This is a genomic window from Pseudomonas putida (assembly GCF_028682395.1).
GTDB lineage: Bacteria > Pseudomonadota > Gammaproteobacteria > Pseudomonadales > Pseudomonadaceae > Aquipseudomonas > Aquipseudomonas putida_AB.
Genome location: NZ_JANHLC010000009.1, coordinates 35,862 through 61,497 on the forward strand (window position 1 = coordinate 35,862; position 25,636 = coordinate 61,497).

General features: G+C 60.8%; 21 protein-coding genes. 7 read left to right on the forward strand and 14 right to left on the reverse strand.

Annotated features, from left to right (window positions below):
* Nucleotides 1-2,706, forward strand: coding sequence for a DEAD/DEAH box helicase (locus NPS46_RS19670; RefSeq protein ID WP_274110078.1), 2,706 nt, complete (start codon nt 1-3; stop codon nt 2,704-2,706).
* 77 nt (nt 2,707-2,783) lie between these two features.
* On the opposite strand, the gene nagZ is transcribed toward NPS46_RS19670, so the two are convergent.
* Both nagZ and NPS46_RS19680 read right to left on the reverse strand, forming a co-directional pair.
* Nucleotides 2,784-3,782, reverse strand: a complete 999-nt coding sequence (nagZ, locus tag NPS46_RS19675) for a beta-N-acetylhexosaminidase (protein ID WP_274110441.1) — start codon at nt 3,780-3,782, stop codon at nt 2,784-2,786.
* 260 nt (nt 3,783-4,042) lie between these two features.
* Nucleotides 4,043-4,750: a TetR/AcrR family transcriptional regulator gene (locus tag NPS46_RS19680; protein ID WP_274110080.1), complete on the reverse strand. Its 708-nt coding sequence runs from the start codon at nt 4,748-4,750 to the stop codon at nt 4,043-4,045.
* Nucleotides 4,751-4,989: 239 nt separating this feature from the next.
* On the opposite strand from NPS46_RS19680, the gene lexA reads away from it, so the two are divergent.
* Both lexA and sulA read left to right on the forward strand, forming a co-directional pair.
* Nucleotides 4,990-5,598 carry a transcriptional repressor LexA gene (lexA, locus tag NPS46_RS19685; protein WP_274110082.1) on the forward strand — a complete coding sequence of 203 codons (609 nt, stop codon included), beginning with the start codon at nt 4,990-4,992 and terminating at the stop codon, nt 5,596-5,598.
* A gap of 10 nt (nt 5,599-5,608) precedes the next feature.
* Nucleotides 5,609-6,082, forward strand: a complete 474-nt coding sequence (gene sulA / locus NPS46_RS19690) for an SOS-induced cell division inhibitor SulA (RefSeq protein WP_274110084.1) — start codon at nt 5,609-5,611, stop codon at nt 6,080-6,082.
* Nucleotides 6,083-6,191: 109 nt separating this feature from the next.
* Here sulA and NPS46_RS19695 read toward each other — a convergent pair whose 3' ends face one another.
* From NPS46_RS19695 to NPS46_RS19735, 9 genes are all read right to left on the reverse strand, one after another.
* Nucleotides 6,192-6,425: a hypothetical protein gene (locus tag NPS46_RS19695; RefSeq protein WP_166567309.1), complete on the reverse strand. Its 234-nt coding sequence runs from the start codon at nt 6,423-6,425 to the stop codon at nt 6,192-6,194.
* Between the two features lie 164 nt (nt 6,426-6,589).
* Nucleotides 6,590-7,144: a LemA family protein gene (locus NPS46_RS19700; RefSeq protein WP_274110087.1), complete on the reverse strand. Its 555-nt coding sequence runs from the start codon at nt 7,142-7,144 to the stop codon at nt 6,590-6,592.
* Complete coding sequence (locus NPS46_RS19705) at nt 7,145-8,182, reverse strand: hypothetical protein (protein ID WP_274110089.1); 1,038 nt, start codon at nt 8,180-8,182, stop codon at nt 7,145-7,147.
* Nucleotides 8,183-8,232: 50 nt separating this feature from the next.
* Nucleotides 8,233-8,754, reverse strand: a complete 522-nt coding sequence (locus tag NPS46_RS19710; RefSeq protein ID WP_274110091.1) for a DUF6586 family protein — start codon at nt 8,752-8,754, stop codon at nt 8,233-8,235.
* A 163-nt stretch (nt 8,755-8,917) separates the two neighbouring features.
* On the reverse strand, nt 8,918-11,530 hold the full coding sequence (gene topA / locus NPS46_RS19715) for a type I DNA topoisomerase (protein ID WP_274110093.1): 2,613 nt from the start codon (nt 11,528-11,530) through the stop codon (nt 8,918-8,920).
* A gap of 114 nt (nt 11,531-11,644) precedes the next feature.
* Nucleotides 11,645-11,881, reverse strand: coding sequence for a DUF1653 domain-containing protein (locus tag NPS46_RS19720; RefSeq protein ID WP_274110095.1), 237 nt, complete (start codon nt 11,879-11,881; stop codon nt 11,645-11,647).
* A gap of 86 nt (nt 11,882-11,967) precedes the next feature.
* Complete coding sequence (gene fadA, locus NPS46_RS19725; RefSeq protein WP_019692749.1) at nt 11,968-13,143, reverse strand: acetyl-CoA C-acyltransferase FadA; 1,176 nt, start codon at nt 13,141-13,143, stop codon at nt 11,968-11,970.
* A 31-nt stretch (nt 13,144-13,174) separates the two neighbouring features.
* The gene (gene fadB, locus NPS46_RS19730) at nt 13,175-15,322 is read right to left on the reverse strand and encodes a fatty acid oxidation complex subunit alpha FadB (protein ID WP_274110098.1); all 2,148 of its coding nucleotides are present in this window, start codon (nt 15,320-15,322) and stop codon (nt 13,175-13,177) included.
* Between the two features lie 417 nt (nt 15,323-15,739).
* Nucleotides 15,740-15,982, reverse strand: a complete 243-nt coding sequence (locus NPS46_RS19735; protein ID WP_274110100.1) for a DUF465 domain-containing protein — start codon at nt 15,980-15,982, stop codon at nt 15,740-15,742.
* Between the two features lie 319 nt (nt 15,983-16,301).
* Here NPS46_RS19735 and NPS46_RS19740 point away from each other — a divergent pair, with 319 nt between their 5' ends.
* A complete protein-coding gene (locus tag NPS46_RS19740; RefSeq protein WP_274110102.1) occupies nt 16,302-17,108 on the forward strand; it encodes a helix-turn-helix domain-containing protein in 807 nt (268 codons plus the stop codon).
* A 7-nt stretch (nt 17,109-17,115) separates the two neighbouring features.
* Here NPS46_RS19740 and map read toward each other — a convergent pair whose 3' ends face one another.
* The 3 genes from map to NPS46_RS19755 all read right to left on the reverse strand — a co-directional run bounded on the left by map (nt 17,116) and on the right by NPS46_RS19755 (nt 19,476).
* Nucleotides 17,116-17,907: a type I methionyl aminopeptidase gene (gene map / locus NPS46_RS19745; RefSeq protein ID WP_274110104.1), complete on the reverse strand. Its 792-nt coding sequence runs from the start codon at nt 17,905-17,907 to the stop codon at nt 17,116-17,118.
* Nucleotides 17,904-18,155 carry a ParD-like family protein gene (locus NPS46_RS19750; RefSeq protein WP_274110106.1) on the reverse strand — a complete coding sequence of 84 codons (252 nt, stop codon included), beginning with the start codon at nt 18,153-18,155 and terminating at the stop codon, nt 17,904-17,906. The genes map and NPS46_RS19750 overlap by 4 nt, the downstream gene beginning before the upstream one ends.
* A gap of 82 nt (nt 18,156-18,237) precedes the next feature.
* Nucleotides 18,238-19,476: a DUF1835 domain-containing protein gene (locus tag NPS46_RS19755; RefSeq protein ID WP_274110108.1), complete on the reverse strand. Its 1,239-nt coding sequence runs from the start codon at nt 19,474-19,476 to the stop codon at nt 18,238-18,240.
* Nucleotides 19,477-19,777: 301 nt separating this feature from the next.
* Here NPS46_RS19755 and NPS46_RS19760 point away from each other — a divergent pair, with 301 nt between their 5' ends.
* The 3 genes from NPS46_RS19760 to NPS46_RS19770 all read left to right on the forward strand — a co-directional run bounded on the left by NPS46_RS19760 (nt 19,778) and on the right by NPS46_RS19770 (nt 25,632).
* Entirely contained in the window at nt 19,778-23,326 is a 3,549-nt protein-coding gene (locus NPS46_RS19760; protein WP_274110110.1) for an autotransporter domain-containing protein, read from the forward strand.
* A gap of 114 nt (nt 23,327-23,440) precedes the next feature.
* Nucleotides 23,441-24,280 carry a class I SAM-dependent methyltransferase gene (locus NPS46_RS19765; RefSeq protein ID WP_274110112.1) on the forward strand — a complete coding sequence of 280 codons (840 nt, stop codon included), beginning with the start codon at nt 23,441-23,443 and terminating at the stop codon, nt 24,278-24,280.
* A complete protein-coding gene (locus tag NPS46_RS19770; protein ID WP_274110114.1) occupies nt 24,277-25,632 on the forward strand; it encodes a phenylacetate--CoA ligase family protein in 1,356 nt (451 codons plus the stop codon). The genes NPS46_RS19765 and NPS46_RS19770 overlap by 4 nt, the downstream gene beginning before the upstream one ends.
* Nucleotides 25,633-25,636 lie beyond the last annotated feature (4 nt).

A 25,636-nucleotide genomic window follows, 5' to 3' on the forward strand; every position in this document is an offset into this window, starting at 1 on the left:
ATGCCATCGCCGCCCGCGCTCGCCCTGACCAAACCGCTCGCACCGTCCTGGGTCAGCCGGTTCAAGGAACAAAGCCTGGAGCGCGGCCGACGCTACGCCCTGGAGAATCGTGTCAGGATCGTCCAGGCCGGCGACAGCACCATCACCGCCAGTTGCCAGGGCTCCAGCGACAGCGTTTACCGCCAGACCATTCACCTGCGTGAATCGGCCAAGGGCACCTTGCTGCTGGTGGACGCCAGTTGCACCTGCCCGGTCCGCAACCACTGCAAGCACGTGGCGGCGGTGCTGCTCAAGGTCCAGGAGGCACTGGCTTACCCGGCCGCGGAAAAGGATGCGCAATTGCTGGAGAAACTCCAGGCAGTGCTTGACGCCCGCCACCCGCCGGCCTTGCCGCAACACCTGGTTGAAGACGTACTGCCCAAGCCCCGACTGTGGCTGGCCAGTGTCGAGTTCAGCGCCTTCGAGCCACGCAACGGCCGCATGCAACGCTATATCCAGCACCGCGCCGCACTCTCGTTCAATTACCTGGGCGAGTACGCCAGCGGCCAGAAAAACAGCGATATCCTGTTGCGCCAGGAGCAGCAGACCCTGCGCATCAAGCGTCACCCCCAGGTCGAACAACAGTACCGCGAACAACTGCGCGAACTGGGTTTCAAAATCGCCACCCGCCAGAGCAAGGCCCTGCCGGAGACTGCCGGCGAGCTGTTCGAGATGGTCAATGACAGCGCCTGGCTGAATTTCACTCTCAATGTCCTGCCCAGCCTGCGCGAGCAGGGTTGGGAGTTGCAGATCGACGACGATTTCGGCTTCGACCTGAGCAGCGTCGAGGACTGGTATGCCACCGTCGAGGAAGCGCCCGAACGCGACTGGTTCGACCTGGAACTGGGGATTATCGTCAATGGCGAACGCTTGAGCCTGCTGCCGATTCTGCTCAACCTGGTGCGCTCCCATACCGACCTGCTCAACCCCGAGCGCCTGGCCAGGCGCCGCGACGACGAACTGATCCTGGTGAATATTCCCGCCGCGCCCAATGGCAGCCATGGCCCGCTGCAGGTGGCCCTGCCTTATGGCCGACTGAAGCCAGTCCTGGCGACACTGGGCGAGTTCTTTGCGCAGGAGCCCGGGGAAACCCGCCTGCGCCTGAGCAGCGCCGATGCGATCCGACTCAACCCATTGGAAGGCCTGCCGCTTTTGTGGGAAGGCGGCGAACATATCCGCGGCTTCGCCCAACGCCTGCGCGATATTCGTGATTTCAGCGTCAGCGCGCCTGATGGCCTCAATGCCACCCTGCGGCCCTACCAACTCGAAGGACTGAGCTGGATGCAGTCGCTGCGCCAACTGGAAGTCGGCGGCATCCTGGCCGATGACATGGGCCTGGGCAAGACCCTGCAGACCCTGGCGCATATCCTCTGCGAAAAAAACGCCGGGCGCCTGGATCGCCCATGCATGGTGGTCATGCCCACCAGCCTGATTCCCAACTGGCTCGACGAAGCCATGCACTTCACCCCTCAACTCAGGGTCGTGGCGCTGTATGGGGCGGGCCGCAAAAAACTGTTCGAGCAATTGGCCGACGCCGACCTGATCCTCACCACGTATGCCCTGCTGCCCAAGGATATCGAGCGCCTGACCGCCCTGCCCCTGCACATCCTGGTGCTGGACGAGGCGCAGTACATCAAGAACCCCAACAGCAAGGCCGCCCAGGCCGCTCGCGAACTGAATGCGCGCCAGCGCCTGTGCCTGAGCGGCACACCGCTGGAAAACCACCTGGGCGAACTGTGGTCGCTGTTCCACTTCCTGTTGCCCGGCTGGCTGGGCGATGCCAAGGCGTTCAATCGCGACTATCGGGTGCCTATCGAACGACACGGCAGCGAACAGCGACTGCAACACCTGAATGCGCGGATAAAACCCTTTCTGCTGCGCCGGACCAAGGAACAGGTTGCCACCGAACTGCCACCCAAGACCGAAATCATCCATTGGGTCGAACTCAATGAAGCGCAACGCGATGTCTACGAAACCATGCGCCTGGCCATGGACAAGAAGGTGCGCGACGAAATCACCCGCAAAGGCGTGGCCCGTAGCCAGATCATCATTCTCGAAGCGCTGCTCAAGCTGCGCCAGGTTTGCTGCGACCTGCGCCTGGTCAACGAGGCCACGCTGCCTGCACGCGGGAGTACTTCGGGTAAACTCGACAGCCTGATGGAAATGCTCGAAGAGCTGTTTGCGGAAAACCGCCGCATCTTGCTGTTTTCCCAATTCACCTCGATGCTCGGCCTGATCGAAATCGAGCTGAAAAAGCGCGGGATTGCCTACGCCCTGCTCACCGGCCAGACCCGCGACCGACGCACGCCGGTCAAGGACTTCCAGAGCGCCAAGCTGCAAATCTTCCTGATCAGCCTCAAGGCCGGCGGCGTTGGCCTGAACCTGACCGAAGCCGATACGGTGATTCACTACGACCCCTGGTGGAACCCGGCCGCCGAAAACCAGGCCACCGACCGCGCCTATCGCATCGGTCAGCACAAACCGGTCTTTGTCTACAAAATGATTGCCCGCGGCACTGTGGAAGAAAAGATCCAGCTCCTGCAAAAAGACAAATCCGAACTGGCCGCCGGGGTCCTGGATGGCCGCATGGATGGCGACTGGAAACTGCAGAACGAGGACATCGAAGCCCTCTTCGAACCGCTGCCCAAGCAGAAGCACAGCCGCTGACCTGCAAAAAAAAAAACGAACAGGCCAAAGCCTGCTCGCCATTTTCACTGAGCGAAAAACCGGCGATCGTCGCCGGCTCAGTCAAGCAACTGGGCATCCTTCAGCGCGCCGATGGCCGCCAGCCAACGAGGCGCCTGGCGGTAGTCCGTGGAAGCGAATGCCTGGCCGCGCATGCGCGCGATCCGCGCGGACGGCGTGACCTTGAGCCGCTGCGCCGCACTCAGGGCCAGCTCTGCCGCCGCCCGGTCATTGCAGACCAGCCCCATATCGCAGCCGGCGGAGAGCGCGGCCTCGATCCGGCTGGCGGCGTCGCCGACCACATGGGCGCCGGCCATGGACAGGTCATCACTGAAAATAACCCCATCAAACTGCAGCTCGCCGCGCAAGATGTCCTGCAACCAGCGTCGGGAGAAGCCGGCTGGCTGGCTGTCGACCTGCGGATAGATCACATGGGCCGGCATGACCGCACCCAGTTGACGGCTCAGCCGGGCAAATGGCACCAGGTCATTGGCGCGAATGTCATCCAGGCTGCGCTCATCCACGGGAATCGCTACATGGGAGTCAGCCTCCGCCCAGCCATGGCCGGGAAAGTGCTTGCCGGTGGCCGCCATGCCAGCCGCGTTCATGCCGCGAATAAACGCACCCGCCAGTTGCGCTGCCCGCTCGGGGTCGCCCTCGAAAGAACGGCTGCCGACCACGGCACTACGCTGGAAGTCCAGGTCCAACACCGGGGCAAAGCTCAGGTCCAGGCCAACCGCCAGGACTTCGGTCGCCATCAGCCAGCCGCATTGTTCGGCCAGGTACTCGGCATTGGGATTGTCAGCAATGGCCCGCATTGCCGGCAGACGCACAAAGCCCTGGCGCAAACGCTGGACCCGCCCACCCTCCTGGTCTACCGCCAGCAGCAGGTCCGGACGCACGGCGCGGATGGCCGCGCTCAACTCGCGAACCTGGCGCGGGTGTTCAATATTGCGGGCAAAAATAATCAACCCGCCCACTTGCGGCTGACGGAGCAGGTGGCGGTCTTCGGCCGTCAGCCAGGTACCGGCGACGTCCACCATCAAGGAGCCTTGCAAGGCTGAAGTCATGGAAAATCCTTAAAGTAAGCGCGCACGGCGTTGCCACGGGCGAAAGGCAATAGCCCTCCCCAAAGGGCCAGGGCCCAGCGCATTGGGCAAGAAGAAAAACGCAAGACGGCTGTACACAGCGCCAGCGTGTGACCGCGAAAAAAGGCCAGCCAACACCGAGCGGGGAAAATACCGAATGGAATGGGTAAAGAAAGATTCAGCATGGGCCGCAAGCTTAGCGGATCGCGGCCGCGGCGCCCAGCCGTGCGTCAGGCCTTGGCCAGCGCCGGAGTTGACTTGATACGTGGGCGCAACTGCGCGCTGGCCATGGCCGGATCGGTAACGCCCGACTCGGCCCGCATACCTGCGGCGAGGAACGGCACCATGAGGCGCATCACCTGCTCGATGGACGTATTGACGCCGAAATCGGTCTCGGCAATAGCGCGCAACGCCTTGATACCGGACATGCTGAACGCCGCCGCACCCAGCATAAAATGCACGCGCCAGAACAATTCGATAGGGGGAATACGCGGAGCGGCATCGTTGACCAGCAACATGTACCGACGGAAAACCTTGCCGTACATGTCTTCCAGGTAACGCCGCAAGTGCCCCTGGCTCTGGCTGAATGCCAAGCCTAGCAGGCGCATGAAAATGGACAGATCGTTGCCGCTGCGTGGCTGCACCACCAAGGCTTGCTCAACCAGGATCTCCAGCAGTTCTTCCAGGCTGGGCTTGCTGTCGGGCTTGGCCTGGCGACGCTCCAGTTCGCGGTCCAGGCTGGTGCAGAATGGCCCCAGGAAGCGCGAGAACACCGCCTGAATAAGGGCCTTCTTCGAACCGAAGTGATAGTTCACCGCTGCCAGATTGACCCCCGCCTTGCTGGTGATCAAACGCAACGACGTCTCGGCAAAACCCTTCTCCGCGAACAGCTGTTCGGCGGCATCGAGAATGCGCTCTACGGTTTCCGACTGGGCCATGATTATTCCGCCTGACAAACACTTGTTTGAAACATACGTTTCAGCCCTGTCATTGTCAAGTCTGACCATCCGCTTCGCGGCCGTACGGTCAAGTATTTAAGCATACAACCCGGGGCCTGTAGCCAGCCTTCTCGCCCGTCTCGCGACGACCATTCGCCGCGCGACCCAAAAGGATGATTGCCAAGGCCGATTCACTGTATATAATCCCAGTCACTGTATAAAAAGACAGAGCGATCGAGATGCTAAAACTGACGCCACGCCAAGCAGAGATTCTGGCTTTCATCAAACGCTGCCTCGAAGACAACGGCTACCCGCCCACCCGTGCGGAAATCGCCCTCGAACTCGGCTTCAAGTCACCCAATGCCGCGGAAGAACACCTCAAGGCCCTGGCTCGCAAGGGCGCCATCGAGATGACTCCCGGCGCCTCGCGCGGCATTCGCATCCCCGGCTTCGAAGCCAAGGCTGACGAATCCACGCTGCCGATCATTGGTCGCGTCGCCGCAGGCGCTCCCATTCTGGCCCAGCAGCACGTCGAAGAGTCCTGCAACATCAACCCCTCCTTCTTCAATCCCCGGGCAGATTACCTGCTGCGCGTCCACGGGATGAGCATGAAGGATATCGGCATCTTCGATGGCGACCTGCTGGCCGTGCACACTTGCCGCGAAGCACGCAATGGCCAGATCGTGGTTGCGCGCATCGGTGACGAAGTCACGGTAAAGCGCTTCAAACGTGAAGGCAGCAAGGTCTGGCTAATTGCCGAGAACCCCGAGTTCGCCCCGATCGAGGTCGACCTGAAAGACCAGGACCTGGTTATCGAAGGCTTGAGTGTCGGCGTCATTCGCCGCTAAAGGAGATGTCATGCAGTTCCCCCAGGCACCCCAGCACGCCCAACTTCCGTTGTTCGAAGCCTTTATGGCTCAGCCCTTGGCACCAATCCTCAAAGAGGTCGTCGACTCGCCCTGGATTGCAGAACCTGAAGTCTTCAGCGAGCTATCGCTACGGGGTGCCACGGGGAACTGCCTGAGCCTGCTTGCGCCGATACTGCGCGAACTGAGCGAAGACCAGGGCGCGCGCTGGCTCACCCTGATTGCGCCTCCCACCAGCCTTACCCAGACCTGGTTACGCGAAGCCGGCCTGAATCGCGAACGCATCCTGCTACTGCACCCGAGCGGCAAACAGAGTGCTTTTCAGCTCACCTGCGAAGCACTGCGCCTGGGCCGCAGCCATACCGTGGTCAGCTGGATCAATCCCCTCAGCGCCTCGGCGCGCCAGCAACTGATTAGTGCCGCGAAGACAGGCGAAGGCCAGAGCCTGAACATTCGTTTGGGCTGATCGGTGTAAGCGTCAAGAAAAAATCTATCTGCGCGGCAAACGCAGGGCTTCTCCAGAACAGAGAAGCCATCATGCAGAAATAAACGACAGTAAAAAAAGACCAACGGTCTTAGTGGAGAACTCGAGGGCCGTCGTCTTTTTCGATTTCGCCCTCAACCAAGCGCCCAGCCATCTGCACCCCCACGCTAAGCATGGCCTTGGCCACCTCGACGTGTTGCCCCTGCAAAAATGCTTTGGCATCTTCGGAAAAATCCAGCGTGACCAGAGAACCCTCGTCCTCAGCCCTGCGCAGCTCGATTCGGCCGTCAGGTAACTCGACAATTTCTAGAAAGGACGTTGGCATTAGGTCTGTTCTCCACGAAAGGCGCGCATTATATCAGCCATCCATGTGAAATCGCTTGGGATGTACGACGGTTTCTTTGCAGACTGATGAACGACCGCTGTAGGGATATCTCACACGAATGAATGGGCGGCCGAGCGAGGGCTGACCGCCAGAGCATCCGATTCCTAGAAATTCGGCTTGTAGTCAAAACCTGCCGAGGCGACGGCATCAGAGAACGGTGTAATAACCGCCTTCTTGTTGATCCAGCGATTAACCAGCGAGCCCGGGAACATCTGAACGAGGTTGTTGAATGCCTCCACACTGCCGTTGAAAATCGTCACGGCAGCGCCGACGTTTTCCTGCTGCTCGACAATTTCTCGCATCAGGTTATTCACAATGCCAGCGGCTTTCAGGTCGGGGTAAGCTTCAAACGCTATATTCACGCCACCAATCAGACCACGGGTTTGTGACTCGACATCCTTCAGCGCCTCGCCATTCGCGTCTTGCGGCAACCGACCAATTGCCGAGCGCAGCGCCACGACCTTCTGCAGGACATCGCTCTCATACTCCTTGAAGCTGCTGGCCTGTACCTCAAGCGCATCAAGCACCTTGGCCTTCTGCCGCTCATACACCAGCACATCTGACCAAGCCCGTTGAGCGCGGTTATGGCCCCTCACAATCTTGTTGTAATAGATCAGGGCAGTCACACCCACCACGATCAGGATAATGATCACTTCCATTTACTGCGACTCCTGGGTCCGTCGATTGTTTTTTGGGAGATTGAAATTATCATCATGCAATTCGGCCAGTTTATGGACCAACGCCAGCGCTGAAAACAATCGCGGGAGGGCCACCCCCTGGGCGATCGAATCATAGAAAACTGCAGGTTCCTTAAGGCTTCCGTCGGCCTCACAATGCATCAAGTCCGCATTATCGAAACTTAAACAAAGCCTGCCATTGGCTGAAAATTCAAAGTTCGGCGACTTAAGTTCGTTCTGCATATGCAACAAGTGCAAGATGGTCGCGGGTTTAGAGAACTTGGCGCAGGCCATCTCACTGTCCCCTGTCAGCTTAAAGGCACGATTGAAGTCAACCGAGGTGCTGTCCCAGTCATACTCGCGATCTATCGATCCGCCACCATTGCCACGTACAGTCACATCCCTGACCCAAGCAAAGTCGACCACCAGGCTATAACGGTGATAGTGGTCGTAGACCTTTCGCGTTTTGGTGGTGCTGCCACCCTTTCCATCAGAGACTCGATAGGTTTCAGTACGCTCATCCACAAAGTGGAAGTGGCTATAGATAAAAGGGATGGCATGCGTATCACCTGGGTAAACCCCTTGTACCAACTCGACGATATTGCGCTGATAAGTGCCTCGATTAAAATCGCGAAACTCACTCAGAAAATTTACCAGGGTGATCGGGGCAAGCCCCGTCATATCCTGCAAATCGTTGGTAAACAATGCACAATTGGCCAAGATTTTTGCGGACAGCGCCTCCAACAACCCACTGCGCTTACTTATTTTCCGCCAGCCGATAACAATCAGGATGATCCCTACCAGTACCAGAGGGATAAATAGAATGGCGGCCAGAAGAAATAGCACACCCAGCGTAATCAATACCTTGGGAGTGGTGTTATTGAACGCCAGCGGCGCACCAAAATCACGTACCTGGCCGATGACCTGAAGCAGGTCATGCGTTGACTCTGACTGATCGATGAGCGCATCAGAGTCTTCTATCAACGTCTGCAGACGCTTGTTATGTGAGTCCAATCCCATACCGCTTCCTTACGCCTACCAGTCACTCACCACACAGCATCAATTGGGGCTCAGCACTCACTAAGGCCCTCTCGAAAACGCAGAGCCAGGCTCTTCAGGTTCTGGCGCCAGCTTTCCAATTCTTCGCCACTCAATGGAACAGGCGACTCTTCATCCAGGCTAACCGCCACGATCAACGGCTGAGTGACATCACCCTTGACCTTTCTGGGTGCCTGCGGCGGCTGGTAGAGCGCAGCATGGGCGCTGATCAATTGGGCCAGCCAGGTATTCGGCTGCTGCGCCAACTCCACCAACTCGGCCATTTCCGGGATGGCAATCGCTTCCAGCACCTCACGCGTCAGCAACATCTCGGCGCGCGGCGCATTGGCCTGGGGCAATCGGTAGAAGCCCGCGATCTCATGGCAGAGCCCAAGCAAAGCGCCATATAGATGGAACAGCGCCGCCTCACGCTCGGCCTGAACCAGCGCCAGGGCGTTCATGGCGCGACTCTGCTCGGCCTTGCCCAGCGCTTCGAGGGCGAGGCCTGCATAGAACATTTTCTGATTGGTACGGGTATAGAGTTCGTGAGCCATAAACGGCACGCTCCACTGACTAAAGAAGGATCACGGCAGGCCGCACAGTTTCAAGGAACCGAGGATCCTACCGCAAGCCAAAACGACAAAGGCCGGATGAAAACATGCGTTCTCATCCGGCCTTCTCACGTGTGCATCAGCGTTTCAAGCGAAACACGGCGCCTCAGCGCTTGTCTTCAACCACCCACTTGCCGCCCGTGTAGAACGCGCGCCAGCCGGTAGGCTTGCCATCGACTTCGGTCTGGACGTACTGCTCCTTGGTCTTGCGGCTGTAACGGATCACGGCCGGGCGACCGTCCGGGTCCTTCTGCGGCGCTTCACAAAGGAAATGGTACTTGGGATCGATCTCATCCTTGTGCGGCACGATTTCGAGCACCAGCGGCGCTCGGGTCTCGCGGTTTTTCGGGAACTGGCTGGCAGCCAAGAACAGGCCCGAAGCACCGTCGCGCAGGATATAAGTATCGTTGACCTTCTCGCACTTGAGCTCCGGCATCTTCACCGGATCCATCTTCGGCGGCGCGGCCTCACCACTCTTGAGCAGCTTGCGAGTGTTCTTGCAGGTCGCGTTGGTGCACCCGAAGAACTTGCCGAAGCGACCGGTCTTGAGCTGCATTTCACTGCCGCACTTGTCGCATTCCAGGCTCGGACCTTCGTAGCCCTTGATCCGGTAGCTGCCTTCCTCGATTTCATAGCCCGCACAATCCGGATTGTTACCGCAGATATGCAGCTTGCGCTTCTCGTCGAGCAGGTAAGCGTCCATCGCCGTGCTGCAGATCGGGCAGCGATGCTTGCCACGCAACACCAGGGACTCCGACTCACCCTCGTCATCCGCGGCGATCTCATCGCCCGGCACCAGGTTGACCGTGGCTTTGCACCGCTCTTTAGGCGGCAGGCTGTAGCCCGAGCATCCCAGGAACACACCGGTGGACGCGGTACGAATCTGCATCGGCCGACCGCATTCGCGGCACGGGATGTCGGTCATCACCGGCTGGTTAGCACGCATGCCGTTCTCGGCACCCTCGGCCAGTTCCAGCTTCTTGCGAAAATCGCTGTAGAACTCGTCGAGCACGTTTTTCCAATCACGCTCGCCCTGGGCCACGTCATCCAGGTTCTCTTCCATGGCGGCGGTAAAGCCGTAGTCCATCAGGTTGGAGAAGCTTTCCGACAAGCGCTCGGTAACGATATCGCCCATCTTTTCCGAATAGAAACGACGGTTGTGCAGCGTCACATAGCCCCGGTCCTGGATGGTCGAAATAATCGCCGCATAGGTCGATGGACGACCGATACCGCGTTTTTCCATTTCCTTGACCAAGCTGGCTTCGGAGTAGCGCGGTGGCGGCTTGGTGAAATGCTGGCTCGGATCGAGCTTGATCAGCTTCATCGCATCGCCCTGCGCCATATCCGGCAGCACGTCGTCATCGCCCGGCTTGGTGATTTGCGGCATGACACGGGTGTAGCCGTCGAACTTGAGGATACGGCCCTTGGCGCGCAGCTCGAAGCCCCCTGCGGCCACTGTGACGGTGGTCGACAGGTATTGGGCCGGCAGCATCTGGCAAGCGACGAACTGACGCCAGATCAGCTCGTAGAGACGCTCAGCGTCACGTTCCATGCCCGACAGCTTGCTCGGATCAGTATTGACATCAGAAGGACGAATCGCTTCGTGCGCCTCCTGGGCACCTTCCTTGCTGCTGTAGACGTTGGGCTTCTCCGGCAGGTACTTGCCGCCGAACTCGTCCTCGATATAGGTCCGCGCCATTGTCACGGCATCAGCCGAGAGGTTGGTGGAGTCGGTACGCATATAGGTGATGTAGCCCGCTTCGTACAAGCGCTGCGCCATCATCATGGTTTTCTTCACGCCGAAGCCCAGGCGATTGCTGGCAGCCTGTTGCAGGGTCGAGGTGATAAAAGGTGCCGACGGCTTGCTGCTGGTCGGCTTGTCTTCGCGCTTGGCGATGGTGTAGCTGGAAGCCTTGAGCTTCTCCAGCGCCGCCATGGCCTGGGCTTCGTTAAGCGGCTTGAATGCCTCACCGTTTTCCCGGGCGACCTCAAAGCGAACCTGAGCACCCTTGGTGGTCCCCAGATCGGCATGAACTTCCCAGTATTCTTCGGGGTTGAATGCACGAATCTCGCGCTCACGCTCCGCCACCAACTTGACCGCTACCGATTGCACGCGACCGGCGGACAACCCACGGGCGATTTTCGCCCAGAGCAGCGGCGAAACCATGTAGCCCACGACCCGATCAAGAAAACGCCTGGCCTGCTGGGCGTTGACACGATTGATATCCAGCTCGCCCGGCTTGGAGAAGGCTTCCTGAATGGCTTTCTTGGTGATTTCGTTGAACACCACGCGCTTGTAGCGGCTGTCATCGCCACCGATGGCTTCGCGCAGGTGCCAGGCAATGGCTTCCCCTTCGCGGTCCAAGTCCGTCGCGAGATAGATGGTGTCGGCATCTTTGGCGAGCCGGCGCAGCTCTTCGATGACCTTTTCCTTGCCAGGCAGGATCTCGTACTTGGCCTTCCAGCCATGTTCGGGATCGACGCCCATGCGCGAAACCAGCTGCTTGCGCGCTTTCTCTTTCGGCGACAGGGCCGGCGCTTCGCCCGCAGCGGCCTTGCCGCGCTTGGCAGCAGGTTCTTTGCTGGCGCTAGCCGAACCGCTGGTGGGCAGGTCTCGGATATGGCCGATACTCGACTTCACCACGTATTGGTTGCCCAGATACTTGTTGATGGTCTTGGCCTTAGCCGGGGATTCCACAATGACCAGCGATTTGCCCATGGATCAGAAAATTCCTGAATTCTAGAAGTGAAAGGCGGTTGGCGCCTGACGCGGCACCGCTATATATAGTGGCTACAAGGTGAGGTCAAGCGCAGGGTTCCACGCGACCAGCGCTTATGGCCGAGAGAAAAGACTAGGTTCGGCCTGGATCAAAGCAAAGCGTGGCACCTGCTCGCCGTCAACCTCGACCGACTCGACAAACATGCTGAGCGGACGCACCCAGAAGCCGAAATCACCATACAGGGCTTGGTAAAACACCACTTGCTCTTCGGTTTCGGAATGCCGCGCCACATTAAAGACGCGGTAATGCGGGCCTTTGTAATGCTGGTAGAGCCCAGGTTCCACATTCATGTTTCAGCCACTCACAAAAAATAAAAATAAAAAAAACCAAAAACAAAAACCGGGGCACATGGCCCCGGCTTACATCGACGAAACGCTTAAACGCGTTCGAAGACGGTGGCAATGCCCTGGCCGAGGCCAATGCACATGGTGGACACACCGAAGGTGCCGCCATTCTGCTTCATGACATTGAGCAAGGTGCCGGAAATCCGCGCACCAGAGCAACCGAACGGGTGACCCAGGGCGATGGCGCCGCCGTGCAGGTTAACCTTCTCGTTCATCTTGTCGAGCACTTTCAAATCTTTGAGCACTGGCAGGGCCTGTGCGGCAAAGGCTTCGTTGAGCTCGAAGAAGTCGATATCGGCAATGCCGAGGCCCGCGCGCTTCAGCGCTTTTTGTGTTGCTGGTACTGGACCATAGCCCATGATCGCCGGATCCACACCGGCAACCGCCATCGAACGGATCACGGCCATTGGCTGGATACCCAGGTCCTGGGCACGCTGGGCCGACATCACGATCATGCAGGAAGCGCCGTCAGTGATCTGCGAGGAAGTACCGGCCGTCACGGTACCGCCCTTGGGATTGAAGGCCGGCTTCAGTGCAGCCAGGCTTTCCAGGGTAGTTTCCGGACGAATGGTTTCATCGTAGTCGAACAGTTTCAGGAAACCGTTCTCATCGTAACCCTGCATCGGGATGATTTCGTCCTTGAACTTGCCTTCCACAGTCGCCTTGTGGGCGAGTTGGTGGGAGCGCACGCCAAAGGCGTCCTGCTGCTCACGGGTAATGCCGTGCATCTTGCCCAGCATTTCCGCGGTCAGGCCCATCATGCCCGAGGCTTTCGCCGCGTACAGGGACATATGCGGGTTCGGATCGACACCGTGCATCATGCTGACGTGCCCCATGTGCTCGACACCACCGACCACGAAGACATCACCGTTACCGGTCATGATCGCCTGGGCGGCCGTGTGCAGTGCGCTCATCGAGGAGCCACACAGACGGCTGACGGTCTGGCCGGCAGCGGTGTGCGGGATCTGGGTCATCAGCGACGCCATGCGGGCGATGTTCCAGCCCTGCTCCAGGGTCTGGTTCACACAGCCCCAGATCACGTCCTCGACTTCGCTCGGGTCGACCTTGACGTTGCGTTCCAGCAGCTTGCTGATCAGGTGTGCCGACATGTCCTCGGCACGGGTATTGCGGTGCATGCCGCCCTTGGAGCGGCCCATCGGAGTACGACCGAAGTCGACAATCACGACGTCTCTAGGATTCAAGCTCATAAAATTTCACTCTCGCTCTAGTGTTGGGCGCTTAACCGAAGAAGCTCTGGCCGTTCTTGGCCATCTCACGCAGCTTCGCGGTCGGGTGGTACAGCGCGCCAAGATCGGCGTACTGGTCGGCCAGGGCAACGAATTGGGCCACACCGATCGAGTCGATGTAACGCAATGCACCACCACGGAATGGAGGGAAGCCAATGCCGTAGACCAGGCCCATATCCGCTTCGGCAGCCGTTTCGACGATGCCGTCTTCCAGGCAACGCACGGTTTCCAGGCAGAGCGGGATCATCATCCAGTTGAGGATGTCTTCGTCGCTGACTTCACGCTGCTCGTAAACGATAGGCTTGAGCACTTCGAGTACCGACGGATCGGCGACTTTCTTCTGCTTGCCGCGCTTGTCGGTTTCGTAGGCGTAGAAGCCCTTGCCATTTTTCTGGCCCAGGCGCTTGGCTTCGTAGAGCACGTCGATCGCCGAGCGGCGGTCATCTTTCATGCGATCCGGAAAACCTTCAGCCATTACATCGCGACCGTGGTGGCCAGTGTCGATACCGACCACGTCCATCAGGTACGCCGGGCCCATCGGCCAGCCGAATTTCTCCATGATCTTGTCGATGCGCACGAAGTCGACACCGGCACTGACCAGCTTGGCGAAACCGCCGAAGTACGGGAACAGCACGCGGTTGACCAGGAAGCCCGGGCAATCGTTGACGACGATCGGGGTCTTGCCCATTTTCTTGGCGTAGGCAACGGTGGTGGCAATTGCCTGCTCGCTGGACTTCTCGCCACGAATCACTTCCACCAACGGCATCATGTGCACCGGGTTGAAGAAGTGCATGCCGACGAAATTTTCCGGACGCTTGAGGGCCTTGGCCAACAGGCTGATGGAAATGGTCGAGGTGTTGGACGCGAGGATGGTGTCCTCTTTGACCTGGGTTTCGACTTCCGCCAGTACCGCCTGCTTGACCTTCGGGTTCTCGACGACCGCTTCGACCACCAGGTCGACATGGCCGAAATCGCCGTAGGACAGAGTAGGACGAATGCCGTTGAGCACTTCAGCCATCTTCGCGGCGGTCATGCGGCCTTTTTCAACGCGCTTGACCAGCAGGCCGGCGGCTTCTTTCAAGCCCTGCTCGATGCCGTGCTCGTTGATGTCCTTCATCAGGATCGGCGTGCCTTTGGACGCCGACTGATAGGCAATGCCGCCACCCATGATACCGGCGCCGAGAACGGCAGCCTGCTTCACGTCGTGGGCGATTTCGTCGTAGGCCTTGGCTTTGCGCTTGAGCTCCTGATCATTCAGGAACAGACCGATCAGGCTTTGCGCAGCCGAGGTCTTGGCCAGCTTGACGAAACCCGCAGCTTCGATTTCCAGGGCCTTGTCGCGACCGAAGTTGGCGGCTTTCTGGATGGTCTTGATGGCTTCGACCGGCGCCGGGTAGTTCGGGCCCGCTTGACCGGCCACGAAACCCTTGGCGGTTTCGAATGCCATCATCTGTTCGATGGCATTGAGTTTGAGCTTGTCGAGTTTTGGCTGGCGCTTGGCCTTGTAATCGAACTCGCCGGAAATGGCGCGCTTGATCAGCTCCAGAGCGGCATCCTGCAGCTTGTCGGCCGCAACGACCGCATCGACGGCGCCAACTTTCAGCGCGTCTTCGGCACGGTTTTCCTTGCCGGCGGCAATCCACTCGATGGCGTTATCCGCGCCGATCAGGCGTGGCAGGCGAACAGTACCGCCGAAGCCCGGGTAGATGCCGAGCTTGACTTCCGGCAGGCCAATCTTGGCGTTGCTGGACATCACGCGGTAGTCCGCGGCCAGGCACATTTCCAGACCGCCACCCAGGGCGATGCCATTGATCGCGGCAACGGTTGGCACGGCCAGGTCTTCGAAATCGCTGAAAATCTTGTTGGCTTCGAGGTTGCCGGCCACGAGCTCTGCATCAGGCAGCTTGAAGTTGTCGACGAATTCGGTGATGTCGGCGCCGACGATAAAGACGTCCTTGCCGCTGGTGACGATGACACCCTTGACCGAAGCGTCTGCCTTGATGGCGTCTACAGCCTGACGCAATTCGTTCAGGGTAAGACGGTTGAACTTGTTGACGGACTCGCCCTTGAGGTCGAACTTGAGTTCGACGATGCCACTTTCAAGGGCCTTCACCGTGATGGCTTTACCTTCGTAAATCATCAACTGATCTCCACGATATGGAAGCTGAACAGTACGCGTCGGACGCTGACTCGTGGCACGGCAACGACATTTCCTGTCGATGCTGACGCCAAATCGTCAGGCACACCCGCCGTCGCGATAGTCGGGATTCTGCTAGAGCCGCTTGCTGATACAAACGCTCAATTCATACGCCCGTTTGATTTGGGTGTGGCTACCTTCACGGAATTCCAGGCAATTGTCAATTGCCCGAAACAGCGATAAAAACGCGACTTCGCGGTCATTTCCCGGAGCCCGTGGCGCGCCTATCCCGGGCGTGATGAACAAATATTCATAAAATCAATAAGGCTGCCGGCACACGAAATCCCGGCAACCCGCTCCTGGGACTGAGCTTGCACGCGAGCAAGCTCAGTCCAACAAAGCCACCAAGAAGGACGGCTATCAGCCCTGCGCCTTCAGCCGCTGCAGGATCTTGTCCTTGATCAGCAGGCGACGCTCCTTGAACTTGCGCAACTCGTCATCACTGACATTGCCGGCCTTCATCGATTCAATATCCAGCACATGCTTGTCGATCTCGCGGTAGTCATCGAGCAGGCTATCGAGCCTGGCGTCCTGCGCGCGGCGCTGCTGGATTTCTTCCTTGGTGCAGCTCAAGTCCTGATAGAGATCATGGGGTACCGGCATAGTCGAACCTCCGTCACTGCTGTCGTTGCATGGCATGGGTTACGCCAGGGCCTTCACGACCCGGAATCGGCGACCTTCAATATCAGTGAAGCCGACCCCCACTGCAACCTGCTGCCAATTGCCCACGCCAGTGACGAGCGGTCAAATCCCGCCATCCCGATTGACAAGCCGAATCACCCGCTGCAAGATCCGCAAACTTGTACGACAACTCACAATCGACAACAAACCCATAGCCAACCAGTGACTTTCCGGTAGTGACGCCCTCCAGATAAGCCTCTGGATAATCGACACTGCGCCGCCCCACCGCCAGAGTCGCGCCATGCCTAACTCCCTCGAACCGCCAACGCCCGTTGGCAGCCTGTTACGCGCGCTGCGCCGGCAAGCCCGGCTCAGCCAACTCGACCTGGCGTTGCAGACTGATACCTCGCAGCGTCATCTCAGCTGTGTCGAGACGGGCCGCGCGCGCCCCAGCCCGGCCCTGCTGCACACCCTGCTCGGCGCCCTCGACACCCCGCTGTCGGCACGTAATGCGCTGTTTCTGGCGGCCGGCTACGCACCGCCCCATGATGCCCTGCCCCTGACGGACCCGAGCCTGGAGATGGTCCGCGAAGCGATCATGCATGTGCTCAAGGCCAATAACCCGGCCCCCGCCATTGTGATCGACAGCCAATGGCAGGTACTGGCGGCCAATGACTCGACAGCACTGCTGTTTGATCTGCTCGGCTTGCCCGGCGACGCGGCCTCGGGCGGGCTCAATCTGCTCACCACCTTGCTCGAACCCGGCGGCCTGGGTGACTACCTGCTCAATGCCGAGCAGATTCGCGGCGTGGCATGGCTGCGCGCATCCCGTGAAGCGCACAGCAACCCGGCCCTGGCCCAGCGGCTCGCCGGCCTGCCCAGGCCCGAAGGGCTGGCGGCGGACGACCCGCAGTGCCAGATCCCGCCCGTCCTACTGACGCGCCTGGCGTGCGCGGCCGGCGAACTGAGTTTTCTCTCGACCTTCACCACCTTTGGCATGCCGCTGGATATCACCGTGGAGTCGCTGCGTATCGAGCACCTGATCCCTGCCGACCCGCAGACCTGGCAGATCATGACCCGCGCCTGGGAGCAGGCCAACGCGCGTTAAGGCCGTCTCAGACAATCGCCGGGTAAGCCGCATCGTGATCCGGCCACGGGCTAAGCACTTCGAAGCCATCGTCGGTCACCGCGACCATGTGTTCCCACTGTGCCGACAGCGAGCGATCGCGCGTGACCACCGTCCAGCCATCGCCCAGGGTCTGCACCGAGGCCCGGCCCGCGTTGAGCATCGGCTCAATGGTAAAGACCATACCGGTCGCCAGCTTCAGGCCTTCGCCCGGACGGCCGTAATGCAGGACCTGCGGTTCGTCGTGATAGACCTGGCCGATACCGTGACCACAGTACTCGCGCACGACGCTGTATCCATCGCGCTGGGCCACACTCTGGATCGCATGCCCCACATCGCCCAGGGTCGCGCCGGGACGCACGGCACGGATGCCCGCGCACATCGCTTCATAGGTGGTCGCCACCAGCCGGCGCGCTTCGGGACTGGGCTCGCCGACAAAATACATACGACTGGTATCGCCGTACCAACCATCCTTGATCACCGCGATATCGATATTGACGATATCGCCATCCTTCAACGGCGTATCCGAGGGAATGCCATGGCAAACCACATGGTTAACCGACGTACAGACGGTCTTGGGAAAGCCGTGATAGCCGATATTGGCCGCGATGGTGTGCTGCACATCGACAATATAGTCATGGCAGATTTTATCGAGCTGGTTGGTGGTCACCCCCGCCTTGACGTGCGGCGTGATCATCGCCAACACCTCGGCCGCCAGCTTGCCGGCAATACGCGCCTGGGCGACTTCGGCCCGGCTCTTGAGTTTCACTTTGGCTTTCATTGAACAGTGCCCCTGGCCGCTGGTTCGAGATCGAGAATGCTGCTCAGATCGTTCAGGTCCAGCCTCCCGGTCAATTGCGCCCTGACCAACAACCGGGACAGTGCCCGATGATCGAGTTCGGGATGTAGCTCGGCCAACATGCCAATCCGCATCCAGTGTTCGGCCTGGGCATTGATCGAGCGGCTCAGCGCATCGCTGGCGATGCGCAAATGCTCATGCATGGCTTCGGAGATTTTTACGATTCCCATGGGAGACCTTTAATATACGAAACAGATATGTTTCGCATATTAACCACAGGTCTCGCGGCTCGCAACCCGAAGCCCTTCCCAACTATTCGCGCCAGACCGGCAACATCTGCTCGCCCAGCGCCCAATGGGCTTCACCGCCGCGAATGCACACACCGCCAATCCAGCGCTCTGCGCCGCTATGGTCCGGCCAGTAGGCCTGGCCGGCCAGCACCGCCTGCCCCAGAGCCGTCAGGGCCAGAGAACGTTGAGGCCAATCGAGGTGCGGATCACTTTCGACAATCAGTGGCTGCGGCCCCTCAATCAGCGGGCGCAGCAAGGCGTAAAACATCATGTCGCCCAGGTAGGGCAATGGCTCGCGCTTGGCCATCAGCTCGGCAAACACCCGTGCGCAGGCAACCTGGCCAAAATCGGTGAGGATCTGTAGCGACAGGCGCTCGGTCAAGGACAAACCATCACGTAACCACGGCAGCTCCTGCAACTGACGCAGCAGCGCCGGCGCCAGCAACGGCAGTTCCGGCGTCTGGCCGTGGGCCAAACGGGCCCAGGCCGAGGGGTCGGCCGCGCAATAGGCGGCCCAGGCCTGGCGCGCGAGTTGCACCGCGGCGGCATCGACTCGCCGCCGTCGTGGCCAGAGCCAGGCCAGTACATCGGGGGCCAACTGACCGATCCCGATAAAGCGCACCACCCCGGGGACCCGGTCGACTTCGATCAATTCGAGCTGCGGCGGCAAACATTCCAAACCGGCCAGCACCCGCACCAGAAACAACTGATCATAGGCGTCGGCCTCACACCATAGAACAGCAGGCCCATCCACACCCAGAGTCTGCAGGTCGGCGTATTCCTGAGCGGTGCGGCGCGCGATTTCGGCGGGGTTCAGGGCGAAAGCCGTACTGATGAACTCACTGCGCAGCGCCTGATAGGCCGCAGCCGGCAAGTCCTGCACCGGGCCCATGCACAGCGGATCGGCCAGCATATGCAAGCGGCCCTTGAAGCCGGCCAGTTGCAGGCTGTGGGCAATGTCATTACCGCAGCGCCAGTGCTGGGTGCGCGGCTCATCACTCGCGGCAAAATCGGGATGGCGCGCCGCAAAGGCCAAGGCGTCGACATGGGTCTTGAGCGCCGGCCAACTGTCGAATCCCAGGTCACGGGCCACCAGCCACTGGGCATCCGCCAGGCGTACCGGCACCGGACGCGCCAACCGCGCCAGATACTCCGGCGCCGCCCCGGCATTGATCAGCTTGAGCAGCGCCTTGGCGCGCTTGCGCTGTTGTTCCAGGTTAATCCGGCCGTCATGGGACAGCGAAGGGCGAAAAGCAGGCATACGAGCTCCTTGTCTGGCCGTGTCCGCTATCAGGCCGGGAGTCGTAACAGGAATGGGTCGTTGAAACACCTGGGCGCAGCCCTTTCCGCGGACGGGTGGCGTGGATAACGCCGGCCGCGAATATAAAGGCGCCACGCCAAACAATGCAATCACCCCGCGTGCCCCGCCCCAGACTCACCCGAGAAAAAGTACCCGACTGCAACACTTGGATATCGCTCAGATTTGCTCGGTTCTGGCACAAGGCCATCTCGTTAACTTATGCGCCTCTAAACCAATACGCCCATCAATGGAGTCCTGAGCGATGAATAAATCTTACCGTCTTGTCTGGTCGGCTAGCCGCCAGGCCTATGTAGTCGCCCATGAAAATGCCAAGGCCCGCGGCAAGTCCACTAAGGTTGCCGGTCTGCTGCTGGCCCTGACTGGCGTATTGGGCGCCGCCCCCATGAGCTGGGCGGCCAGCGATTGTGTCGTCGGCGCCGGGCAAACAGGCGCCAGTTGCGTGATTAGCGCCAGCGGCCAGCCCGTCGAGGTCGGCACCGGCGGCGAGATCCTGGGACTGCCCGGTGTGAGCGCAGTGACCATCAATACGATAAACGCCGCGACGGCGCTGACCAACGTGGGTATCGACAACAGCGGCAAGATCACCGCCACCGATGCCAGCGCACTGTCGCTTTACGCTGGCGAAGGCATGGACCTGCGTGTCGACGCTATCGACAACGCGACCGGCGCCACCATCAGTGCGACCCAAAACCTGTCCGGCGCCAACACCCACGCCATTGACATCAACGGCACCGGCGCCAATGTCAGCATCGGCAGCCTGAACAACGCGGGTACGATCCAGAGCAATGGCCAGAGAAGCGCCGCGATCCGTGCCGAGGGCGACGTCACCATACGCGGCAATATCGACAACAGCGGGTTGATCAACGGCAATGGCTATTACGGCACTGGCATCGACCTCAAAGGCACCCAGGTGCAGGGCAAAATCATCAACCGCCAGGGCGGAGTGATCAGCACCACCGACGACTACAGCGGTGCCGGCCTCTCCCTGAGCCAAGGCGCCAGTGTCAACGGCGGCCTGAGCAACGCCGGCTCCATCAGCAGCGTCTACGTGACCGAGTCCACCCTGGGCGGTCTGAGCAACCTGGCAAACGGCAGCATCGGTAACGCCAATATCGCCATTTACCTGGGCAATGGTGCACAGATCATCGGCAATCTCAGCAACGACGGCAAGATCATCTCCGGCGACACGGCCATCCTGGCCCGTGACTCGTCCATCACCGGCGACTTGCTCAACAACGGCACCCTCTCCGGCGCGGAGTGGGGACTGCAACTGGCCGGAACCAGTCTTGGCAACCTGATCAACGGCAACGGTGCAATCATCGAAGGCGGCGAAGGCGCCATCAACGCTTACGGCGGCACGCTCAACGCGCTGCGCAACCAAGGCACCCTGAACAGCAGTGAAGGACACGGTATCCAACTGAGTGACCTCACCGTCGAGCAAGAACTGTCCAACACCGGCCTGATCTCGGCCGCCACCGACGGCATCACGCTGCGTGACAGCACGCTCAAAGGCAACCTGTTCAACAGTGGCCTGATCAATGCGGGTGGGGATGCCATCTACATCAGCGGCTCCACATTGATGGCCGACCTGATCAACGACGGGCGCATTGTCTCCCGTGAAGATGCCATCGACATCAACGACACCTCCATCGCCGGCAGCCTGAGCAACCTAGGGCGCATCGAGTCGGACGACGACGGCTTCGACCTGGATGAACTGACACTGGGCGGCGACCTCGTCAACCAGGGCCAGATCGTGGCGCAAAGCTCAGGCATCCGGCTCTCCGAGTCTACGGTCAGCGGGCAGGTACACAACACCAGCACCGGTATCATCAACGGCGTCGATGAAGGCTTACGCGTGATCGACAGCACCATCACCGGCGGCATCCGTAACGACGGCACCATTGTTTCCACCGCAGACAACGGCGTCGAGCTTAACAACGCCATCACTAACCTGACCAACACCGGCCTGATCAGTGGCGTCATTGGTGTCGCAGCCTTTGATGGCGACATTGACCAAATCAACAACAGCGGCGTGATCCAGGGCGAGAAGCTGGCACTCTGGCTGGATGGCACCCAGAACACCGCCATCACCGTCAGCGGTACACAAGCGCGCTTTATTGGCGACGTAAAAGCCACGGACAGCACCTTCACCCTGACCACCGGCAGCACCTTCACCAACGAGGGCGCCATTGATGTGGCTCGCTTCGATATCGCCCAGGGCGCAACCCTGCTGATGGGTGTGGGGACCAGCAAGACCAAGGGTGAGGACCTCGACTCCAGCATCGCCAAAGACGGCATCACCGTCGGTAGCGCCGGCTTCAACAACAGCGGCACCCTGGCGCTGGGCGCAACCACGGTCGGCACCCTCCACGGCAACTACACCCAGGACAGCACTGGCGTGCTGAAGGTGGGCGTTAACAACAACACGACCTTCGGCAAACTGGTGGTCGACGGTAACGCGACCCTGGCCAACAACGCCAAGATAGTGGTCGACGTTGCCAACCCGAACTACAAGTTCAACGTCGCGAGCATGCAGGACATCCTCAGCGCGACGCACCTGAACAGCAACGGCAGCTTCGCCGTCAGTGACAACTCCGTGCTGTTCGACTTCGGCGCCCGCAAGGACGGCAATACCGTCGACCTGACCCTCACCGCGTCGGCGGCCGCCCATGCTGGCTCCGCGGTCGAAAGCATTGTGCGCGGCGCCGGTAACACGCCTGCGGCCGGTGCTGCCCAGGTACTGGACCAGAGCTTCGCGAGCGACTCGACCAGCGAGCTGGCCGGCCACTTCGTCGGTCTGAGCACCCATCAACAGGTCTCCGAGGCAGTCACCCAGACCTTGCCGCTGTTGGCTGGCGCGTCCACCGGGGCAACCAGCAACACCCTCTCCGGCATCAACCGGGTGATCCAGGCTCGCCAGGAGAGCAACAGCGGGCTATCGTCGGGTGATGTTCCTGCCGCCGAGAAGAATCTGTGGATCAAGTCCTTCGGTTCCTGGGCCGACCAAAGCGAGCGCAGCGGTGTCTCCGGCTATGACGCCAACACCAAGGGCCTGGCTATCGGTGCCGACACCGCAGTCTCCGACAGCACCCGCCTGGGTGTGGCCTTCGCCTACGCCAAGACCAAGGTCGACAGCGACTCGAAGATCGCACCGCAGGACTCCGAGATCGACACCTTCCAGCTCATCGGCTACGGCAGCTATGCCCTGAGCCCCGATACCGAGCTGAACTTCCAGGTCGATGCCGGGCAGAACAAAAACCAGGGCAAGCGGCACATGCCGTTCGCCAACGCCACCGCCAAGTCCGACTATGACAGCTACAGCGCCCATGCTGGCGTTGGCCTGGGGCATACCCTGCGCTTTAGCGAGCAGTTGACCTTCGTCCCGTCGGTACGCGCCGACTACACCTGGATCGGCGAAGAGTCGTACCACGAGAAAGGTGCCGGTGCGCTGGATCTGGGGGTCGATAGCCGTAATGCCGAAGAGCTGATTTTGGGCGCCGACGGCAAGCTCAACTACAACCTTGGCCCAAGCACAGTGCTAAGCGCCAACCTGGGTGTCGGCTACGACGTGATCAACGAGCGCGCCTCAATCACTTCGACCTATGCCGGCGCTCCCGGCGCGGCCTTCAGCACCCGAGGCCTGGACCCCGAGCCATGGCTGGGCCGTGCCGGCCTGGGCCTGAGCCACACCCTGAACAACGGTACCGAACTCAGCGTGCGCTATGACGCCGAGTCCCGTAGCGACTTCCTCAATCAGGGTGCGTCAGTCAAGGCGCGCTGGAACTTCTAAGCACTACCCACGCACGCGCACTGGCCACGACTCTGTTCGTGGCCTTTGCGCTTGTGCGCCTTCCCTTATTCTGCGCACCAGCCCCGGCTGGTGAGCGCCGCCAAGGACGTCTCCATGCCTCGACCTCCCGATCTTTCGCCCCCGACCAATCACTGGGAGAAACATGCCCATGCGTGGCAGCATTTCGGCTCGCCGTTGCGGCCCTGCAGCGAAGATGTGCAGTGGATGGAGCGGACCCTGAGCGAACTGGTGCCCCTGCACCAGCGTGGCATCCTGATGGGCGTGACCCCCGAACTGGCCCATATGACCTGGCCTTCAGGCACCCGGCTGGTGGCCGTCGACCAATGCGCCGACATGATCCGCCAGCAGTGGCAGCCCAACCCGCCAGTTGGCGCCCAGGTGCTGAACGCCGATTGGGAGCGCATGCCCCTGGCCGACAGCTCGATCGACTGCATTGTCGGCGACGGTGTACTCGGGCTGTTTTCCTTCCCCCACGGTATGCAGCGCCTGATGCAGGAAATCCATCGCCTGCTGCGCCGCGACGGGCGCTGGCTGATGCGCGTGTTCATCCGCCCGGACCGGCCGGAAAGTCCCGAACAGGTGCATGACGCCCTGGCTGCCGGAGAGATTGGCAGCTTTCATGCCTACAAATGGCGCCTAGCGATGGCCCTGCACCCGTCCCTGCTCGAAGGCGTACGCCCGGCGACTGTCTGGCAGACCTGGCAAACCCAAGGCCCGGACCCCATGGCCCTGGCCGCCGCCACAGGCTGGCCGGCCGCACAGATCGCCACGATCGACAGCTACCGGGAGGCCCAGGCCACCTACTACTTTCCGACCCTGGACGAACTGCAGCAAACCCTCGCCACGCACTTCGACCTGCTCGACCTGCACCTGCCCCGCTACGAACTCGGCGAACGCTGCCCGCTGCTCGCGCTCAGGCCGCGTCATCCATGAGCGGCGAGCAGCCTCTGGCCGGCATCTGCTGGCCCGCCATCACCCTCGGCGACCGGCACCCGCTGGCGGACCTGCACCAACAGTTGTGCCACTGGGAGTACGCCGACGCGGCGCACCTGCAGGCCGGCCAGGCGCAACAACTGGAAGCGCTGGGCCGACATCTGGGCCAACATTGCGACTTTCATCGCCGTCGCTTGCTGAGTGCCGGTATCGCCCCCGATCAACCGCTGACCCTGGCCCGTCTGCGGCAACTGCCACCGCTGACGCGCCGCCACGTGCAGGCCGCCGGGCCCGACCTCTTCAGCCAGTTCGTGCCGCCCTCGCACCTGCCCCTGGGCGAGACCCGCACATCGGGTTCCAGCGGCGAGCCGGTGGTGGTCCACCGAACCCAGGTCAATCAGCTGTTCTGGTTGGCCTGCACCCTGCGCGGGCATCATTGGTGGCGCAGCCATGCGAGCGACTGCCTGGCGGTAGTCCGAGCCAACCTGCCCCAGCCCCACATCCACCAGGAAAACTGGGGCGCACCGCTCAGCCTGCTCTATGCGACCGGCCCGCTGCACGGGTTTTCCATGAGCCTGGATACTGCGACGCTCGCCGCCGAACTGAGCGCCGCCGCCCCGCAGTACTTGCTGATCTACCCCACCGCCCTGCGTGATCTCCTGCGCCACTTTCGCCAGCACGGCGGCAGCCTGCCCTCGCTCAAACAGATTCGCACCCTGGGTGAAACGCTCAGCGACGACCTGCGCCACGAGGCCAGCGCGTTCTTCGCCGTGGAGCTGTTCGACAGCTACAGCTCCCAAGAACTCGGCGTCATTGCCCTACAGTGCCCGGTCAGCGGGCTGTACCACGTTATGGCCGAGCACGTGCTCGTCGAAGTCCTCGACGCCGATGGCCAGCCCTGCGGCCCCGGGGAATGCGGCGAGGTGGTAGTGACGGACCTGCACAATTTCGCCACGCCATTGATCCGCTACGCCATCGGTGACCATGCCGAAGTCGGCCCCGCCTGCCCTTGCGCACGCTCGTTGCCGACCTTGCGGCGCATTCTCGGACGCAGCCGCAATATGCTCCTCTACCCCGATGGCAGCCGACGCTGGCCCCGCGTCGGCTTCGACCGCTACCGCGAAGTCGCGCCAGTCCAGCAATACCAGTTGATCCAGCATTCGCGCGAGCAGCTCGAAGTGCGGCTGGTGGTCGAGCGCCCCCTGCAACCGTGCGAACAGCGGGCACTCGGCGAGATCATCACTCAGGCCCTGGGCCATCCTTTCGTCCTGGACTTTCGCTACTTTGCCGAGCGCCTGCCTCTCGGTCCGGGCGGCAAGTTCGAAGAATTCGTCAGCCTGTGCCATGACTGAATAA

What these genes read in the sequence shown, in the direction of transcription:
- sulA (WP_274110084.1), top strand. Translation starts at nt 5,609, where the DNA reads ATGCAGTTCCCCCAGGCACCCCAGCACGCCCAACTTCCGTTGTTCGAA.
- NPS46_RS19680 (WP_274110080.1), bottom strand. Translation starts at nt 4,750, where the DNA reads ATGGCCCAGTCGGAAACCGTAGAGCGCATTCTCGATGCCGCCGAACAG.
- NPS46_RS19750 (WP_274110106.1), bottom strand. Translation starts at nt 18,155, where the DNA reads ATGGGAATCGTAAAAATCTCCGAAGCCATGCATGAGCATTTGCGCATC.
- NPS46_RS19705 (WP_274110089.1), bottom strand. Translation starts at nt 8,182, where the DNA reads ATGGGATTGGACTCACATAACAAGCGTCTGCAGACGTTGATAGAAGAC.
- NPS46_RS19760 (WP_274110110.1), top strand. Translation starts at nt 19,778, where the DNA reads ATGAATAAATCTTACCGTCTTGTCTGGTCGGCTAGCCGCCAGGCCTAT.
- NPS46_RS19755 (WP_274110108.1), bottom strand. Translation starts at nt 19,476, where the DNA reads ATGCCTGCTTTTCGCCCTTCGCTGTCCCATGACGGCCGGATTAACCTG.
- lexA (WP_274110082.1), top strand. Translation starts at nt 4,990, where the DNA reads ATGCTAAAACTGACGCCACGCCAAGCAGAGATTCTGGCTTTCATCAAA.
- NPS46_RS19670 (WP_274110078.1), top strand. Translation starts at nt 1, where the DNA reads ATGCCATCGCCGCCCGCGCTCGCCCTGACCAAACCGCTCGCACCGTCC.
- NPS46_RS19770 (WP_274110114.1), top strand. Translation starts at nt 24,277, where the DNA reads ATGAGCGGCGAGCAGCCTCTGGCCGGCATCTGCTGGCCCGCCATCACC.
- fadA (WP_019692749.1), bottom strand. Translation starts at nt 13,143, where the DNA reads ATGAGCTTGAATCCTAGAGACGTCGTGATTGTCGACTTCGGTCGTACT.
- map (WP_274110104.1), bottom strand. Translation starts at nt 17,907, where the DNA reads ATGAAAGCCAAAGTGAAACTCAAGAGCCGGGCCGAAGTCGCCCAGGCG.
- fadB (WP_274110098.1), bottom strand. Translation starts at nt 15,322, where the DNA reads ATGATTTACGAAGGTAAAGCCATCACGGTGAAGGCCCTTGAAAGTGGC.
- topA (WP_274110093.1), bottom strand. Translation starts at nt 11,530, where the DNA reads ATGGGCAAATCGCTGGTCATTGTGGAATCCCCGGCTAAGGCCAAGACC.
- NPS46_RS19710 (WP_274110091.1), bottom strand. Translation starts at nt 8,754, where the DNA reads ATGGCTCACGAACTCTATACCCGTACCAATCAGAAAATGTTCTATGCA.
- NPS46_RS19740 (WP_274110102.1), top strand. Translation starts at nt 16,302, where the DNA reads ATGCCTAACTCCCTCGAACCGCCAACGCCCGTTGGCAGCCTGTTACGC.
- NPS46_RS19695 (WP_166567309.1), bottom strand. Translation starts at nt 6,425, where the DNA reads ATGCCAACGTCCTTTCTAGAAATTGTCGAGTTACCTGACGGCCGAATC.
- NPS46_RS19720 (WP_274110095.1), bottom strand. Translation starts at nt 11,881, where the DNA reads ATGAATGTGGAACCTGGGCTCTACCAGCATTACAAAGGCCCGCATTAC.
- NPS46_RS19765 (WP_274110112.1), top strand. Translation starts at nt 23,441, where the DNA reads ATGCCTCGACCTCCCGATCTTTCGCCCCCGACCAATCACTGGGAGAAA.
- NPS46_RS19735 (WP_274110100.1), bottom strand. Translation starts at nt 15,982, where the DNA reads ATGCCGGTACCCCATGATCTCTATCAGGACTTGAGCTGCACCAAGGAA.
- NPS46_RS19700 (WP_274110087.1), bottom strand. Translation starts at nt 7,144, where the DNA reads ATGGAAGTGATCATTATCCTGATCGTGGTGGGTGTGACTGCCCTGATC.